At 61.3% G+C, this 16,116-nt stretch carries 12 protein-coding genes; 4 read left to right on the top strand and 8 right to left on the bottom strand.

Annotated features, from left to right (window positions below):
- Positions 1–108 precede the first annotated feature (108 nt).
- Positions 109–1,959: an O-linked N-acetylglucosamine transferase, SPINDLY family protein gene (locus ACZ1HH_RS05410; RefSeq protein WP_168610775.1), complete on the bottom strand. Its 1,851-nt coding sequence runs from the start codon at positions 1,957–1,959 to the stop codon at positions 109–111.
- 290 nt (positions 1,960–2,249) lie between these two features.
- Between ACZ1HH_RS05410 and ACZ1HH_RS05405 the strand changes: the two genes are divergently transcribed.
- Genes ACZ1HH_RS05405 through mmsB form a run of 3 tightly spaced genes read left to right on the top strand, consistent with a single transcriptional unit; the run spans position 2,250 to position 5,337 of the window.
- Positions 2,250–3,395 carry an acyl-CoA dehydrogenase family protein gene (locus ACZ1HH_RS05405; protein ID WP_472636078.1) on the top strand — a complete coding sequence of 382 codons (1,146 nt, stop codon included), beginning with the start codon at positions 2,250–2,252 and terminating at the stop codon, positions 3,393–3,395.
- 24 nt (positions 3,396–3,419) lie between these two features.
- Positions 3,420–4,463 (top strand): enoyl-CoA hydratase/isomerase family protein, encoded by a 1,044-nt coding sequence (locus ACZ1HH_RS05400; protein ID WP_472636077.1) that lies wholly within the window; start codon positions 3,420–3,422, stop codon positions 4,461–4,463.
- Between the two features lies 1 nt (position 4,464).
- Complete coding sequence (gene mmsB / locus ACZ1HH_RS05395) at positions 4,465–5,337, top strand: 3-hydroxyisobutyrate dehydrogenase (protein WP_168610846.1); 873 nt, start codon at positions 4,465–4,467, stop codon at positions 5,335–5,337.
- Here mmsB and ACZ1HH_RS05390 read toward each other — a convergent pair.
- Positions 5,334–6,098, bottom strand: coding sequence for a helix-turn-helix domain-containing protein (locus tag ACZ1HH_RS05390; RefSeq protein WP_011538440.1), 765 nt, complete (start codon positions 6,096–6,098; stop codon positions 5,334–5,336). The genes mmsB and ACZ1HH_RS05390 overlap by 4 nt on opposite strands.
- A gap of 122 nt (positions 6,099–6,220) precedes the next feature.
- Between ACZ1HH_RS05390 and ACZ1HH_RS05385 the strand changes: the two genes are divergently transcribed.
- Positions 6,221–6,670, top strand: coding sequence for an excinuclease ABC subunit A (locus tag ACZ1HH_RS05385; protein WP_472636076.1), 450 nt, complete (start codon positions 6,221–6,223; stop codon positions 6,668–6,670).
- 105 nt (positions 6,671–6,775) lie between these two features.
- Here the strand turns inward: ACZ1HH_RS05385 and uvrA are convergent, their stop codons facing one another.
- The 6 genes from uvrA to queA form a co-directional block, all read right to left on the bottom strand.
- On the bottom strand, positions 6,776–9,667 hold the full coding sequence (gene uvrA, locus ACZ1HH_RS05380) for an excinuclease ABC subunit UvrA (RefSeq protein ID WP_472636075.1): 2,892 nt from the start codon (positions 9,665–9,667) through the stop codon (positions 6,776–6,778).
- A gap of 103 nt (positions 9,668–9,770) precedes the next feature.
- Positions 9,771–10,955, bottom strand: coding sequence for an MFS transporter (locus ACZ1HH_RS05375; RefSeq protein WP_487320442.1), 1,185 nt, complete (start codon positions 10,953–10,955; stop codon positions 9,771–9,773).
- Between the two features lie 157 nt (positions 10,956–11,112).
- A complete protein-coding gene (gene lpdA, locus ACZ1HH_RS05370) occupies positions 11,113–12,507 on the bottom strand; it encodes a dihydrolipoyl dehydrogenase (protein WP_168610712.1) in 1,395 nt (464 codons plus the stop codon).
- Positions 12,508–12,783: 276 nt separating this feature from the next.
- A complete protein-coding gene (locus ACZ1HH_RS05365) occupies positions 12,784–13,362 on the bottom strand; it encodes a DUF924 family protein (RefSeq protein WP_011538435.1) in 579 nt (192 codons plus the stop codon).
- A 149-nt stretch (positions 13,363–13,511) separates the two neighbouring features.
- Positions 13,512–14,786 carry an MFS transporter gene (locus ACZ1HH_RS05360; protein WP_416368293.1) on the bottom strand — a complete coding sequence of 425 codons (1,275 nt, stop codon included), beginning with the start codon at positions 14,784–14,786 and terminating at the stop codon, positions 13,512–13,514.
- Positions 14,787–15,056: 270 nt separating this feature from the next.
- Complete coding sequence (queA, locus tag ACZ1HH_RS05355) at positions 15,057–16,106, bottom strand: tRNA preQ1(34) S-adenosylmethionine ribosyltransferase-isomerase QueA (protein ID WP_011538433.1); 1,050 nt, start codon at positions 16,104–16,106, stop codon at positions 15,057–15,059.
- Positions 16,107–16,116 lie beyond the last annotated feature (10 nt).

Raw genomic sequence — 16,116 nt, 5'->3', positions numbered from 1 at the left:
CGCCCGCCTGAACGTTCACCTCCGGCATGAAGAGGCCCAAGAATTAGCCGCGTCTCCCTAAGGGGACGCGGCTTTGTCGTCTTTGATCTGAAGTCCGCGAGACCCGGCTCAGGCTGCGGAAATTCCGAGGCTGCGCGGGGCGTTGCCGTCGATGTAATTCTGGAACGCGCGCTCCATCAGACGTTCAAAATCGCGGGTGTAGGATTTGGTATCAAACAGCGGCGAGTTCTCGTGCGACGCAGCCAGACGCTTGCGTATATCCGCAAGATAGTCAGGATCTTGGGCAATGCGCAGAGCCACTTCGTAATATTTCTTCTCGCTATGAGTGACCAGATCCTCAAGCCCCGCTGCGCTGAGGATGCTGCCCGCCACCCGCGCGGCGAATTGCTCGCCGGTTTTGGTGACAACGGGCAAGCCCGCCCAGAGGGCATCACTGGCGGTCGTGTGTGCGTTGACGTTGAAGGTATCCAGGAAAAGATCGGCGTGTTTCAGGCGCGCCAGGTGGTACTCCGGCTGCATCCGCCCGGTGGGGATGATGCGCGCACCATCGACACCGCGCGACTCGGCTTCCTTGCGCAGACGGTCGATGATCTCTGCCTTTGAGACATAGAACCACAGCACGCTGTCGGGCACTTCTTTCAGGAGGTCCATCCAGATGCCGAACTCGCGCGGCGTGACCTTGTAGGGGTTGTTGAAGGAGGAGAACACAAACCCCTCTTCGGGGAGATCGTGGCTGGCCCGCGTGTCTGCAACCTCGGCGATAAAGCGCGACTCGTCATTGGGCTGGTAGCAATTGGGCATATAGAGGATGTTTTCGGTATAGTGCTTGCGCAGGTGCGACGGGATCGTGATCTTGTCGGCCACCATGTAATCCATTGATTTCAAACCGGTCGTGCCCGGATACCCCAGATAGGCCACCTGCACAGGCGCCACGCGACTGTTGAACATGTCCAGCCGCCCATTCTCGGTAAAGCCCTTGAGATCCACCGCAATATCCAGAGCATCCCCGTGCGCCAGATCAACGATCTGCGCAGTGTTCAGAGTGCGGATATCGCGAAACACATCGGCGCTGCGACGCGCGCGCTCGTGTTCGTGGTCCCGCAGCTTTGAGCCATAGTCGTAGATATAGATCTCGAACTTCGATCGGTCGTGGTTTTCCAGCAGCCCCCCCATGAGATGCATGGTGGCGTGGTTGTAGAAGTCGTTCGAGAAATAGCCGATCCGGATCTTTTCGCCGGCCGCGCGCTCCCCCTTGAAGATGGGGGCTTTGACGGGGTTGCGAAACTTGGAATTGATCTGGGCGATGGAGCGCTGTTTCTGAAACGCCGCATCATCGCAAAGCGACAGGAAGGCAAAAGGATCGGACAGCACGTTCTGGTTCTTGAACTGCTTGAGGTAGGTCGGGATCTTGTTGAAATCATCCCAGCGCGCGCGATGGGCTTTGGTATGCATCATCCGCGACAGGGCGATATGATTTTTGGGATCGAATTTCACAGCAATTTCAAAGTAATCGATCGCCTCTTCAAATTTCTGAAGGCGCATCAGAAGGGTGCCGATCATGCCGTAGTGGCTGCCGTTGGTCGGCTCCAGCTTGACGGCTCGCATCAGGCTCCCCAGCGCGTCCATCATCCGGTTGGAATCCTTCATGAGCACTTCGCCCATCAGCGAATGGAGCCGCGCATCCTGTCCCTCGAGCGCAATCGCCTGGTTGATCACCGCCTCGGCCTTTTCGTTCTCATGTTTCAGGATGAGCGCCTGAGCCTTACGCAGAAGCTTGGTCACAGTGTCCTTGGTCTGCTCCCCTTTCGCCCGGCTGCTGCGCAGCCCGTTTTTCATTTCATAGGCGAATTTCGCGCGTTCCTGCGCCTTGACGGAATTGGCGAATTTTTCGAACTCGGGGAACTGCTTCTTGGTGGGCTGCATCACCGCGAGTTTTGGGGTTTGATTGGGCTGCGACACGAGGATCTCGCTCCTTCTCAGACTATAGGTTTGCCCCTATCCTATGGGAAACAGGAGGGCCTTTGGTCCAAAGTAGTGGCGCAGAGGTCTTAAAATTTCCCTCAAATTCCACATGAATGCATCGAAAAACACCCCAATTGAGCGCTGTTTTGCGCCGATGGGCGCAACGGTGCAGGACCATCTTGCAGTTGTGCATATTGAAGTGACGCCCCGAGCCGCGTAAGAAATAAACAGTTGTTCAATTCTTGTGGCGCCGCATGCGGCCACATTTGAAACGGGGAGGAGAACCCATGGACTTCGCAATGACAGAAGAGCAGACGGCCATCTTTGACATGGCTTATGGCTTTGGCCAGGAGCATATCGCGCCTTTTGCCCGCCAGTGGGAATCTGAAGGCACCATCCCCAAGGATCTGTGGCCCAAGGTGGGTGAGCTGGGCTTTGGCTCTCTTTATGTAAGCGAAGAGTCCGGCGGCTCCGGCCTTTCGCGGCTGGATGCCACCCTGGTCTTTGAGGCGCTGTCGATGGCCTGCCCCTCGGTGGCAGCGTTCCTGTCGATTCACAACATGTGCGCCAAGATGCTCGACATGTTTGCCAGCGACGATTTGAAGGCGCGCGTGATGGACGACGTCATGAGCCTCAACACGGTGCTGAGCTACTGCCTCACCGAACCGGGGTCCGGCTCTGACGCGGCGGCGCTCAAGACCCGCGCGAGCCGGGACAACGAAGGCTATGTGCTCAACGGCACCAAGGCGTTCATCTCCGGCGGCGGCTATTCCGACGCCTATGTCTGCATGGTGCGCACCGGCGAGGACGGCCCCAAGGGGATCTCCACGCTCTATGTCGAGGATGGCACGCCGGGGCTCTCGTTTGGCGGGCTTGAGGACAAGATGGGCTGGAAGAGCCAGCCCACCGCGCAGGTGCAATTTGACGACTGCCGCGTGCCGGCGGGCAATCTCGTGGGCCAGGAGGGCGAAGGGTTCAAATACGCCATGAAGGGCCTTGATGGCGGGCGTCTCAACATTGCCGCCTGTTCGCTTGGCGCCGCCCAAGCCGGGCTAAATGCGACGCTGCAATACATGTCCGAGCGCAAGGCCTTTGGCAAATCCATCGACCAGTTCCAGGGGCTTCAGTTCCGCCTCGCGGATATGGAGATCGAGCTTCAGGCCGCGCGCACCTTCCTGCGCCAGGCCGCATGGAAACTGGACCAGGGCAGCCCGGATGCCACCAAATTCTGCGCCATGGCAAAGAAATTCGTGACCGAAACCGGCTCCAACGTGGTGGATCAATGCCTGCAGCTGCACGGCGGCTATGGCTATCTCGCGGATTACGGCATCGAGAAGCTGGTACGCGACCTTCGGGTGCATCAGATCCTTGAAGGCACCAATGAGATCATGCGCGTGATCGTCGCCCGTCATATGCTGGCGGAAAACCACTAAGTGTCTCAGGAAAGGACCGCCGCCATGAGCGACATCCATATCCGTATCGAAGGGCGCGCAGGGCGCATAACGCTCACCCGCGAAAAGGCCCTCAACGCCCTCTCTTACGACATGTGCCTTGCGATCGACGCTGCCCTCAAGGACTGGGCCAAGGACGATGCCGTGGCGCTGGTGGTGTTTGACGCCGCTGGCGACAAGGCCTTCTGCGCGGGCGGTGACATTGCCGAGCTCTACGAGACGGGAACCAAGGGCGATTTTGCCTATGGCCGCACATTCTGGCGGGATGAGTACCGCATGAACGCGCGGATCTTTGAGTATCCCAAACCGGTGGTGAGCTTCCTTCAGGGCTTTACCATGGGCGGCGGTGTCGGCATCGGCTGTCACGGCACGCATCGCGTGGTGGGCGACAGCTCCAAGCTCTCGATGCCCGAATGCGGGATCGGGCTGGTGCCGGATGTGGGCGGCTCGCTTCTGCTCGCGCTGGCGCCGGGGCGCCTGGGCGAATATCTCGGCACCACCGGCTACCGGATGGATGCGGGCGATGCGATTTATGCTGGCTTTGCCGATCACTACATCCCCGAAACCGCCTGGCCTGCGCTGATCAAGACCCTTGAGGAGACAGGCGATACCGCAGCTCTCGAGGCCGCCGCACAGCCCGCCCCAGAGAGCAAGCTGCAGGCGATGCAGGGGGATATCGACGCCACATTTGCAGGTGAAACCGCCGCCGACATCCTGACCGTCCTGCGTGGGCGAGAGGACAGCTTTGCCGCCGACACCCTCAAGGTGCTGGAACGCGGTGCGCCGCTCTCCATCGCCACCACGGTCGAGATGATCCACCGCCTGCGCAGCTCCACCGTGACCATGCGCCGGGCCTTGGATCTGGAGTATCGTTTCACCTATCGTGCGATGGATATGGGCGACCTTCTCGAAGGCGTGCGCGCCCTCATCATCGACAAGGACAAATCGCCCAAGTGGCAATATGCCGACGGCAACGTGCCTGCGGTCGCCGTGAGCCAGATGCTCCAACCGCTTGGAGCCGAGGCATTGAGTTTTGAGGAGGAGAGCTAAGATGCAAATCGGATTTATCGGACTGGGCAACATGGGCGGCCCGATGGCGGCCAATCTCGCCAAAGCAGGCCACAGCGTTACCGGCTTTGACATGGCGGATGTCTCGATCGAAGGCGTCTCCCTCGCCAAGAGCGCGGCCGAGGCCGCAGCGGGCGCGGATGTGGTGATCACCATGCTGCCCAATGGTGACATCCTGCGCCATGTCGCCTCCGAGATCATTCCCGCCATGACCAAAGGCGCGGCCTTTGTGGATTGCTCCACCGTTGATGTGGACAGCGCCCGCGCGGTGGCGCAGCAGGCGGCAGAGGCCGGGCTTCTGGCCGTGGATGCGCCGGTCTCCGGTGGCATCGGTGGGGCTGCGGGCGGCACGCTCACCTTTATGGCGGGCGGATCTGAGGAGGCCTTTGCCAAGGCTGAACCGCTCTTTGATATCATGGGCCAGAAGGCCGTGCATTGCGGCGACTCCGGTGCCGGTCAGGCCGCCAAGATCTGCAACAACATGATCCTCGGCGTCACCATGATCGCCACCTGCGAAGCCTTTGCGCTGGCCGACAAACTCGGCCTGGATCGCCAGAAGATGTTCGATGTGGTCTCGACCTCCTCAGGCTACAGCTGGACCATGAACGCCTATTGCCCCGCCCCCGGCGTCGGCCCGCAGTCCCCCGCCGACAACGACTACCAGCCGGGCTTTGCCGCCGATCTGATGCTGAAGGACCTGCGTCTGTCGCAGCAGGCCGCCGGCAGCGCCGATGCCGACACCCCGATGGGCAAACTGGCCGAAGCGCTCTACAGCCAGTTCGTCGACAAAGAGGACGGCAAAGGCAAGGATTTCTCCGCCATGTTGCCGCGCTTTGAAAAACGCGGCCGCAGCTAGGACGCCCCCATCTGGATGAGCGCCACCCGCGTGGCCTCATCCGCCGGGAACATGCATTCGATCCTGAGCTCGGAGAGGGCAATATCCTCCACCGTGCCAAACTGCGACATCGCCGAAAAAAACGAGAGCACCTGCGCGCCGATCTGATAGCGGGTGGGGATCATGGCGGGCAATGGCCCGGCCTCTGGCACCTGCCCCGCGCCCCGGGCGCGCAGATCCTCCACATGGGCCTCGATCACGCTGTCCCGGCCAAAATGCGCCAGCTCGCTGCGCAAACGTTGCAGGGTCAGCTGCTCGACCTCCCGAAGGTTGAGGATATTCGAACGCAGCCCGCTATTGTGCAAGAGCGCCTCCAGCAAGCTGTCGCCCAAGTCGATGCCCACAGGCTGCAACAGCATTCGGGCAGGCGCATTCGCCGCTTCCAGCTGCCAGTGTCGATCCAGAGCCATCGCCGGATATGGCGCGTGGCGCTCCAGCATCCACATCACCGCCGCCCGCACCGGGGCCAGCTCCGCGTCCTCCAGATCACGCGCCCCATAGGCAGGCGCAAACCCCGCCGCTGTCAGCAGCGCGTTGATCTCCGTCTGTGGCAGCAGCAACTCCCGGCTTAAACGCAGCACCATGTCCCGGCTGGGCCGCGCACGCCCGGTTTCCAGAAACGACAGATGCCGCGCCGAGACCTCTGCCGAGAGCGCCAAATCCAACTGGCTCATCCGGCGCAGCTGTCGCCAGTCTTTCAGCTGTGTTCCAAACGCGCTCATCCGCCCCTCGCTTTTTGACATTCCTAGCCGATCCGCTTGTGAAATACAGTTACCTCCGAGGTAATTGAATCCCTTCCCTGCATCGGCGAGCCTCCGGGCAAGTTTGCATAAAAGAGGACCACATGATGACAGTTGATTTTGCAGCACGGCTCCTGCGCGTCACCGCCGCCGGGACGGCGCTTCTTGGGATGATGCTGGTGCTGGCTCCGCACAGCCCGCTCCGCCCTGCCGGTCTGTTCTTTGCCGATCTGGCCTTTCTGCCTCTCGATCAGGCGCAACAGATCAATGACGAGGTCGCCCAACTGATGATGGCGATTTCGGGCGGGCTTCTGTGCGGCCTTGGCGTGTTGATCTGGCAGATTGCCACCCATGTGCTGCCCAGCGACCCAAAACGCGCGCGTCAGCTCCTGATCCCCGCGCTCCTCACCTGGTATCTGCCCGACAGCCTCGGCTCCGCCCTCTCGGGCGCCAGCTTCAACGTGGTGATGAACACCGCCTTCCTTGCGCTGCTGTTGGCGCCGCTTCTGCTACTCAAACCAGCATCCGGCCAGAGGCTCTCGCCACAAGGCTGACCCCTACACACAGTGTTCCAAACAAAGAGAGGCGCACCCGCGCCCCTCTTCTTCTAACCCCAAATATCCCGGGGAGCGCGAGGGGCAGCGCCCCTCGCCCAGAGATCACTCCGCCGCGACCTTCTTGCGCGCCTGCGCTTCCAGCATCGGCTTCAGATAGCGCCCGGTGTGGCTGCTGGGCTCTTCGGCGACCTTTTCCGGCGTCCCCACAGCGACAATCTCGCCGCCGCCATCACCGCCTTCGGGGCCAATGTCGATCAACCAATCGGCCGTCTTGATCACGTCGAGGTTGTGTTCAATCACCACCACGGAATTGCCCTGCTCAACCAATTCATGCAGCACTTCCAAGAGCTTGCGCACATCCTCAAAATGCAGACCGGTGGTCGGTTCATCCAGGATATAAAGCGTGCGGCCCGTCGACCGTTTGGCGAGTTCCTTTGAGAGTTTCACCCGCTGGGCCTCGCCGCCCGACAGTGTGGTGGCCTGCTGGCCGACCTTGATATAGCCAAGACCCACCCGCATCAGCGCGTCCATCTTGTCGCGGATCGTCGGCACGGCGGCAAAGAACTCCTGCGCATCCTCCACTGTCATATCCAGCACATCGGCAATGCTCTTGCCCTTGAACTTGATCTCCAGCGTCTCGCGGTTGTAGCGCGCGCCCTGACAGGTCTCGCAGGTGACATAGACGTCGGGCAGGAAATGCATCTCCACCTTCAGAACCCCGTCGCCCTGACAGGCCTCGCAGCGCCCGCCCTTGACGTTAAAGGAAAACCGCCCCGGTTTATACCCGCGCGCCTTGGCTTCGGGCAGACCGGCAAACCAATCGCGGATCGGCGTGAAAGCCCCGGTATAGGTCGCCGGGTTCGAGCGTGGCGTGCGCCCGATGGGGCGCTGGTCGATGTCGATCACCTTGTCCAGATGTTCGAGCCCCTTGATCGTCTCGCAAGGCGCTGGCGTCTGGCGCGCCCCGTTGAGGCGCATCGAGGCAGTCTTGAACAGCGTCTCGATGGTCAGCGTGGACTTGCCGCCGCCCGACACACCGGTGACGCAGACAAATTTCCCCAGCGGGAATTCGGCGGTGACGTCCTTCAGGTTGTTGCCGGAGGCCTTCACCACCTTGATCTTCTTCTTGTTGCCCTTGCGGCGCGTATCCGGCACCGCAATCTCACGCGTTCCGGCCAGATACTGACCGGTGATCGAACCCGCATCACCCTCAACCGTGGCGGGCGTGCCGTGGCTGACGACCTGGCCACCATGCACCCCGGCACCGGGGCCGATGTCAAAGACGTAATCGGCCTGACGGATCATATCCTCGTCATGTTCCACCACGATCACCGTATTGCCCTGATCGCGCAGGTTCTTGAGCGTGGTGATCAGCCGGTCATTGTCGCGCTGGTGCAGGCCGATTGACGGCTCGTCCAACACATAGAGCACCCCCGTGAGGCCAGAGCCGATCTGGCTCGCCAGTCGAATACGCTGGCTTTCCCCGCCCGAGAGCGTGCCCGCGTTGCGCGAGAGGGTCAGATACTCAAGCCCCACATTGTTGAGGAACCCAAGACGCTCGCGGATTTCCTTGACGATGGCGCGAGCGATCTCCTGCTTTTGCGGGCTGAGATGGCTCGGCACCTCTTCGATCCACGCCAGCGCCTCGCGGATGGATTTCTCCACCACCTGCCCCACATGCAGACGATGCTCGGCGGGGCCTCCCGCCGGGCCGATTTTGACCGCCAGCGCCTCTTCGCGCAGACGATACCCACCACAATGGCCGCAGTCGCGGTTGTTCTGGTAGCGCTCGAACTCCTCGCGCACCCAGTTGGAATCCGTTTCGCGGTAGCGGCGCTCCATATTGGGGATCACGCCCTCAAAGACGCGCGTCACATTGTAGACGCGCCCGCCTTCGTCATACCGAAAGGCGATTTCCTCGTCGCCGGAGCCATGCAGGAACACCTGTTTCACATGCGCGGGCAGATCCTTCCACGGCGTGTTCTTGTCGAACTCATAGTGGTTGGCGATGGCCTCGATAGTCTGCAGGAAATAGGGCGATTTGCCCTTGCGCCAGGGCGCCAGCGCCCCGTCATAAACCTTGAGGCTCTGATCCGGCACCACGAGACGTTCGTCAAAGAACAGCTCCACGCCCAGACCGTCACAATGCGGACAGGCCCCAAAGGGCGCGTTAAAGGAAAACAGCCGTGGTTCGATCTCGGGGATGGTGAAGCCACTGACGGGACAGGCAAAATTCTCGGAAAAGGTGATCCGCTCCGGGTCGCCCTCACGCGGGGCGGTCTCCAGAATGGCGATCCCGTCGGCCAGATCCAGCGCGGTGCGCAAGCTGTCCGCCAGCCGGGTCTCGATGCCTTCTTTTACAACCAGCCGGTCGACCACCACGTCGATGTCATGGCGGAACTTCTTGTCGAGCGTGGGCGGCGTATCAAGGTCGTGGAACTCCCCATCCACCTTCACGCGCTGGAACCCCTGTTTCCTGAGCTCCAGCATCTCTTTTTTGTACTCGCCCTTGCGGTCGCGCACGATGGGCGCCAGCAGATAGCCCCGCGTGCCCTCCTCAAGCGTCATGATCCGATCGACCATATCCTGCACCTGCTGCGCCTCGATGGGCTGGCCGGTGGCAGGGCTGTAGGGCGTGCCGGCGCGGGCAAACAGCAGTCGCAGATAATCATAGATCTCGGTGACGGTGCCGACGGTCGAGCGCGGGTTCTTCGATGTGGTCTTCTGCTCGATGGAGATCGCAGGCGACAGGCCCGAGATATGATCCACATCGGGCTTTTCCATCATATCGAGGAACTGGCGCGCATAGGCGCTGAGGGATTCGACATAGCGGCGCTGCCCCTCGGCGTAGATGGTGTCAAAGGCAAGGCTCGACTTGCCGGAACCGGAGAGGCCCGTGATCACCACCAGTTCATCCCGCGGGATGTCCACGTCGATGTTCTTGAGATTGTGCTCGCGCGCGCCGCGCACCTCAATGTTCTTCAACTCAGCCATATTGCCCCCAAACTTTGAACAACACATAGGTGAGCCGCCGCGAGTCTCCAAGAGAAAAAGAGGAACAGAGGGGGAACGCGCAAATCTGTCCTGACAGAAACTGTCAGACCGCCCCCCGCGCCACCCGTTGCCGGTGCAGCGCAAGCGCCTGATGCACCACGGCCCCGGCCAAAAGCAGCAGCGCCACGGTCAGCACCAGCGTGCCATAGCCCCCATAGGTCAGCACGGCGACAAACAGCGGCGTGCCGATGGCATTGCCCATGTTGCCCGCCTGCGCCATGGCGCCATTGGCCTCTGATTGCGTCGAAGGCGTGTCATTGAGCTGCGGCACAGCGGCAAAGCTGGCCCCCTGCACCAGCCCGAACCCCGCCGCCAATACCATGCAGGCCAGCCAGTGCCCCGGCATCGCCCAAAGCCAGAGCATCGCCACCGTGCCGATGAGGAACCCAAGCTGCACCACTTTGACCCCCGAGGTCACGCGGAGCAGGCCAGCCCCAAGCGTCAGAGAGACCGCAATCGACACCAGAGGCATCGCCCCCATCACATGCGCACGCTGGCTCTCGGCGATATAGGGCGGCAGCACCGTCAGCACCGCCACAAAGCAGCAGGTATAAAAGAGCCAGCCGGCGGCAGGCGCCAGCTTGTGCGGTGATCGGTAGATATTCAGATGCAGCGATGGCAAGGCGCGCAGATCAGGATAGCTGGCGCGCGGCGGCACCGGCAAGTCGCGCAGACCCCAATACAGGATGAGCGCCAGAAGGCCCATCATCCCTGCATGCACCGCAAAAAGCGCAGGGATGCCCCGTGCCTCGACAAGCGGCAGCCCGAACCACGTCAAGAGCGCAAAGGCAACGCCAAAGAACGTGCTCCAGATCGTCAGCGCCACCCCACGCGCCGGGCCACGCGCCAGGATCGCCATCAGCGTCGGCGCCGCAACAACCACGCCTAAATGGGAGATCCCCTCGACCATGCGCGTGATGAGAAACAGGCCAAAGGGCAGATGCAGCGCCTGCAGGCCCGAGACCCCCGCGCCAAGCACCAGCGACAGAACAAGCGAACGCCGAAAACCGATGGCCGACACATAAAGCCCCGCCACGACGCCAAAAATGATCCCCAGCACCCCCACCAGCGACACCGTCCAGCCCATCGCCGCGCCCACACCGGGATAAAGCGCAGGCAGCTGGTCAAAGATCACGGCGATCTTGCCGTATTGCGCCGCCGCCCCGAGGCCCGCGGCCCAGATCAAGAGCACCATGACCCAGTTCGTCCCCTGCCCCTGCTGCTGCATCTCGTCGCCCTCGACCCTGTGAAGAAAATGAGCGGCCAACTTATGCCTTCCGGCTCCGGGGCGCCAGATCGATAACGCGCTATTTTGTACCCACACAAACCCCACAAAAAAGGCCGGGCATGAGACCCGGCCTTTCATCAAACATATGCTGGCGAAATCAGATGTGGATCACCCGGTCAAAGGCGTCCAGCACGCTTTCGTGCATCATCTCAGACAGGGTCGGATGCGGGAAGACCGTATTCATCAGGTCTTCTTCTGTGGTTTCCAGCTGGCGCCCGACCACATAGCCCTGGATCAGTTCGGTGACCTCGGCGCCGATCATATGCGCGCCCAACAGCTCGCCGGTTTTCTCGTCAAAGACGGTCTTGATCAGGCCCTCGGGCTCTCCGAGCGCGATCGCCTTGCCATTGCCGATAAAGGGGAAACGGCCCACTTTGACCTTGTAGCCCAGCTCCTTGGCCTTGGCTTCGGTATAGCCCACGGAGGCCACCTGCGGGTGACAATAGGTGCAGCCCGCGATGCTTTCGGGCTTCACCGGATGCGCATGTTTGCCCGCGATCAGCTCGGCCACCATGACGCCCTCGTGGCTCGCCTTGTGCGCAAGCCAGGGGGCACCCGCGATGTCGCCAATGGCATAGAGCCCGTCGACACCCGTGCGGCAATACTCATCGGTGATCACATGGGTGCGGTCAATCTTGACGCCCAGCCCCTCAAGCCCGAGCCCCTCGACGTTGCCGACGATCCCCACCGCGGAAATCACGGTGTCAAACTCGTGTTTTTCGACCTTGCCGCCCACCTCGATATGCGCCGTGACCTTGCCAGAGGCGCGATCAAGCTGCTTGACCATCGCCTTTTGCATGATCTTCATGCCCTGCTTTTCAAAGGCCTTCTTGGCGAATTTGGAGATTTCCTCGTCCTCGACGGGAAGCACCCGATCCATCACTTCAACGACGGTCGTATCCGCGCCCAAGGTGTTGTAGAAGCTCGCAAATTCGATGCCGATCGCGCCGGATCCGATGACCAGCAGTTTCTTGGGCATGCGCTTGGGATCAAGGGCGTGCTTGTAGGTCCAGACCAGATCGCCATCCGCCTCGAGGCCGGGCAGTTCACGCGCCCGTGCGCCGGTGGCGAGAATGATATTCTTGCCCGTCAGCTCTTCGGAGCCCTTGTCGGTCTTGACCGCGACCTTCCCCTTTGCGGGGAGTGTGGCTTCGCCCATGATGACGTCGATCTTGTGCTTCTTCAGCAGACCTTTGACCCCGGACGAGAGCTGCTTGGCCACCCCGCGCGAGCGTTTCACCACCGCGCCCAGATCATACCCGATGTTCTCGGCCTTGAGACCAAAATCCTTGGCCCGCTCCATCAGGTGAAACACTTCCGAGGACCGCAACAGCGCCTTGGTGGGGATACAGCCCCAGTTGAGGCAGATGCCGCCCAGGTGCTCGCGCTCAACCACGCAGGTCTTGAGCCCAAGTTGCGAAGCGCGGATCGCGGCAACATAGCCACCGGGGCCTGCGCCGATTACGATCACGTCATAGGATGCTGCGGCCATTGTGTTCCCTCATGAACTAAGATCCAAAAACTAGTTTACCGTTAAACTAATTTCTCACACGCCGCAACTGTCGAAGCGGGCGCGCCGCCCTGCCCCTGCTGTGGCGGCGGCAAAGACCCTCTGACCCTAACAAGCAAGCCTACAGGTTCAACCAAAAATCCCATCCTTTCCGCGCGCGTGGCAACGTCTTGCGCGTGTCTCAGACCCCGCGCGCCACATGAAAAAGGCCCCGCCGTGGCAATCGACAGGGCCCTTGGTCACTTAGTCAGGTGCCTGTCAGGCGTAGGCCTGCAGCTCTCGCACGGTAGAGCCATAGCCGCCCGCGCTTACATAGTCGCGTTCGGGGGCGGTGCTGTGACGCGCGAGCGCATCATTGCGATAGGGGAAGCGGCCAAAGAGACGGATCACCTCGCGGTGCGCGCGCGCATGCAGGAGGTTCTGCGCGCCCGTCTTGTCGAGCCGTTCGTGGATCAGCCGCACGCAGCGTTCCTGATCACAGAGGCTCTCGGAGTGCATCATCGGCAGGTAAAAGAATTGCCGCGCGGGTTCGTTGATCTTGAGATCCCATTTGCGATCCACCGCAGCCTTGGCCACCGCCAGCGCGATATGGTCTGATTCAAAGGCTTTGCCCTGACCACGGAACATGTTGCGCGGGAACTGATCGGTGAGGATGATATACGCCAAGGTGCCGCTGGGATAGGTGAGCCAGAGCGAGTAGCTGCCTTCGCAGGCGTTGATCCAGGCCTGCTCGAACCGCTTGCGGATTTCAGCATCCAACGCATCATCTTGACGGTACCACCCTGATTCTCCGACCTCATCGAGCCAGAATTTCAGGATCTCTTCAGGGGCTGCCATTGGTTTCTCTCCACCGGCTGTAAAACGTTTTCCACACACCCATCAAAAGCCTGATTCACCCCCCAAGCACAAGTGACGTTACGTTACAAAAAAGGCCACCTCCGTCACTTTTGTGAAGAGATGGCCAATTTTTCAGCAGGTTATTGCCGTCAGCCCGTGGCTGTGGCGCTGTCTTGCTCTTCGAGCTCGGTTTCGATGGCGTATTCCTGCGCCACCTCTACCGCGACCGAGGTCGCAGTCGGGCTCATGGCGGGCATGACACCGGTCTCTTCGACTGGAATGGTCGCACGCTGCGTTGCGCGATACCCGGCATAAAGAACCAGCACGCCCAGCAATATCGCCATGAAGAGGAAGAACCCGTTGGGTCCGAACATCGCGTCCGACATCAGCCAGCCGATGATGACCGGCCCGCTACAGGCGCCAAGCCCATTGATAAAGATCAGCCCGCCCGAGGCAGAGGCCATATCGTCGTGATCGAGAAAGTCATTGGTGTGGGCCAGCAGCAAGGAATAGAGCGGGTTGATCAGCCCGCCGATCACAAAGGCGGCCAGCAGAAGCAGGCTGAACGTGCCCCCAAGCAGCATCGCCAGCACCGAGGTCACCCCGGCGACCCCTGCCACGATCATGATCAGCACCCGTCGATCCATCCGGTCCGACAGCAGCCCCAGCGGGAACTGCATAAAGAGCGCACCGACATAGAAGCTCGCCGCAAAGAGCGAAACCTGATGCAGCTCCATCCCAGCCTCGGTGGCATAGACCGCAGACATACCAAACTGCGCCGAGAACACGCCGCCAATGAGGAACATCCCCACACACCCAAGGGGCGAGGCATGCATCAATTCGCGAAGCGTCATGCGCTTGGCCGTATCAAAGGCGGGGGTCGGCGAAATCGACAGCAAAATCGGGGCGAAGGAGATCGAAACCGCGATGGAGGCGATCACAAACGGCAGATAGCCCGCCGGGTCCCCAATCAGGATGAAACCCTGTGCGGCCACCAGCCCCAGCGTCATCACGACCATATAGAGAGAGAGCGCCTTGCCTCGGTTCTGGTTGTCAGCCGCATTGTTGAGCCAGCTTTCGGCGGTGACATACACGCCAGAAAAGCAGAACCCCACGACCAGACGGCCCAGCATCCAGACAATCGGGTTGGGCAGCGCGGGATAGATCACCATCACCGCCGAAATAAGCGAGGCCAGCGCCGCAAAGACCCGCACATGGCCCACACGCCGGATCATCCCCGGCGCCACCCAAGACCCCAGGAGCAAGCCCACAAAATAGGTGGACATCACCAGCGACATGGTGAGCGCGGAATAGCCCTCGATGCCACCGCGCACACCCAGCAGCGTGCCTTGCAGGCCGTTGCCCAGCATCAAAAGGCCAATGCCCAGCAAAAGCGCCCAGGCGCTCGACAGAACTTGCAGCATGACGTGTTCTCCTTCGGTCCGTGAGGAGCCCGCAGCACAGCGGCATACGGGAAGTATTTTCAGTAAAACCGGCCCGAGGCCGCGGTGGGCTGTCAGAGGGGCAAAGGGCCATAAGCCCCAGCACACCCCAAGGGTCTGGTTATGCTCTCATTCAGGGTGCCCTGACCCGGCAATTCCGACTCGGGGCGGTCTTAGGGCGACCTTTCGCACAGTGACAACATGGGTCAACCCCTTGCCGGTCCCCGACACAGCGCCGTCAACGGGCCGCGATCAGGGAATGAGCAGCGAGGCATCCCCGTAGGAAAAGAAGCGATACCGCTCCTTTACCGCATGCGCATAGATCGCGCGGATGCGGTCCTGCCCCATCAGGGCAGAGACCAGCATCATCAGGGTCGATTTTGGCAGATGAAAATTCGTCATCAACGCATCGGCCACCCGGAACTCGAAACCCGGATAGATAAAAATGTCCGTCTCGCCTTCCCAGGGTGTGATGGCGCCGCTTTCGCGTGCCGCGCTTTCGATCAGGCGCAGCGCCGTGGTGCCCACGGGGATCACCCGATTGCCTGCGGCCTTGGTGGCTGCAATCTCGGCGGCGGCCTCCGGCGTCACTTGGCCCCATTCGGCGTGCATCTTGTGGGTGGTCACATCCTCGACCTTCACGGGCAGGAAGGTGCCCGCGCCCACATGCAGGGTCACATAGGTAAAGGTCACGCCCTTCTCGGACAGCGCTTTCAGGAGAGGTTCGTCAAAGTGAAGGCTCGCGGTGGGCGCCGCCACCGCGCCGGAATTGCGCGCCCAGACGGTTTGATAGTCAGTCTTGTCCTGCTCGTCGGCAGGGCGTTTGGCGGCGATATAGGGCGGCAGGGGCATCGCGCCCGCCTCTGCCAGCGCCGCATCAAAATCATCGCCCGCGAGGTTGAACCGAAGCCGTCCCTGACCATCGACCACATCGACAAGCTCGGCCGAAAGCGCATCGGAGAACCGCAGGGTCTCGCCGATCTTGATCTTTTTCAGCGGCTTCAGGAGACCCGCCCAGCTGCCATCGGCCTGCGGCTCCAGAAGCGTTACCTCGATGCGTGCCGAGACCGGTCCCTGCGCCGAGTTGCGGTGGCGCTGACCGCTGAGACGCGCAGGGATCACGCGGGTGTCATTGAGCACCAGCCGATCCCCCGGTGCCAGCCAGTCCAAAAGGTCGGTGACGCGACCGTCCGAAATCCGGTCCTGCTCTGCCACCAGAAGACGCGCCGAAGAGCGTGGCACGGCAGGGCGTGTCGCGATCAGCTCTTCTGGCAGGTCAAAATCAAAATCGCCCAGTTTCAAGGACTCTGTC

The organism is Epibacterium sp. HA2-3 (genome assembly GCF_055693725.2).
The sequence above is the reverse complement of the archived record's forward strand: the minus strand, read 5'-3'. Positions and strand labels throughout refer to the sequence as shown.

Excerpts from the sequence above, each read along its gene's own strand:
- ACZ1HH_RS05385 (WP_472636076.1), top strand. The coding sequence starts at position 6,221 with ATGATGACAGTTGATTTTGCAGCACGGCTCCTGCGCGTCACCGCCGCC.
- mmsB (WP_168610846.1), top strand. The coding sequence starts at position 4,465 with ATGCAAATCGGATTTATCGGACTGGGCAACATGGGCGGCCCGATGGCG.
- lpdA (WP_168610712.1), bottom strand. The coding sequence starts at position 12,507 with ATGGCCGCAGCATCCTATGACGTGATCGTAATCGGCGCAGGCCCCGGT.
- ACZ1HH_RS05365 (WP_011538435.1), bottom strand. The coding sequence starts at position 13,362 with ATGGCAGCCCCTGAAGAGATCCTGAAATTCTGGCTCGATGAGGTCGGA.
- ACZ1HH_RS05375 (WP_487320442.1), bottom strand. The coding sequence starts at position 10,955 with ATGCAGCAGCAGGGGCAGGGGACGAACTGGGTCATGGTGCTCTTGATC.
- uvrA (WP_472636075.1), bottom strand. The coding sequence starts at position 9,667 with ATGGCTGAGTTGAAGAACATTGAGGTGCGCGGCGCGCGCGAGCACAAT.
- ACZ1HH_RS05390 (WP_011538440.1), bottom strand. The coding sequence starts at position 6,098 with ATGAGCGCGTTTGGAACACAGCTGAAAGACTGGCGACAGCTGCGCCGG.
- ACZ1HH_RS05405 (WP_472636078.1), top strand. The coding sequence starts at position 2,250 with ATGGACTTCGCAATGACAGAAGAGCAGACGGCCATCTTTGACATGGCT.
- ACZ1HH_RS05360 (WP_416368293.1), bottom strand. The coding sequence starts at position 14,786 with ATGCTGCAAGTTCTGTCGAGCGCCTGGGCGCTTTTGCTGGGCATTGGC.
- ACZ1HH_RS05400 (WP_472636077.1), top strand. The coding sequence starts at position 3,420 with ATGAGCGACATCCATATCCGTATCGAAGGGCGCGCAGGGCGCATAACG.